Origin of the sequence: Bifidobacterium sp. UMB1197, from assembly GCF_030217745.1 — a bacterium.
GTDB lineage: Bacteria > Actinomycetota > Actinomycetes > Actinomycetales > Bifidobacteriaceae > Bifidobacterium > Bifidobacterium vaginale_B.
Window position 1 is genome coordinate 1 of the sequence record NZ_JASOOL010000024.1, and the last position, 424, is coordinate 424.

At 55.2% G+C, this 424-nt stretch carries 1 protein-coding gene; it reads left to right on the forward strand.

Translation table 11 applies throughout. The features are described 5' to 3' along the window. On the forward strand, positions 1-424 hold a 424-nt coding region (locus QP420_RS06445; protein WP_481616895.1), incomplete at both ends, for an AIDA repeat-containing protein.

The following is a 424-nucleotide window of genomic DNA, read 5'->3' on the forward strand; positions in this document are numbered from 1 at the left end:
CCGGCGAGGTTATTGGCGCGACGCAACTTACTGAAGGCGAGTTGATTGTTGAAGCTGGCGGAAGAGCCGAAAATACCGTGGTCACGGGGGCTGGCTGGTTGAAAGTGGCAACCGGTGGGATAGCCAAATGCGCACAGTACGGTAACAATGGCACGCTATCGGTCAGCGACGGTGCCATTGCCCCAGATATTGTTCAGTCCGAGGGAGGCGCAATTAGTCTCTCTACTCTCGCTACGGTTAATGGCCGCCATCCCGAAGGTGAATTCAGCGTTGATAAAGGTTATGCCTGCGGTTTGTTGCTGGAAAACGGCGGTAACCTGCGTGTACTGGAAGGCCATCGCGCGGAAAAAATCATTCTCGATCAAGAGGGCGGCCTGGTGGTCAATGGGACAACCTCAGCGGTCGTGGTAGATGAAGGTGGTGA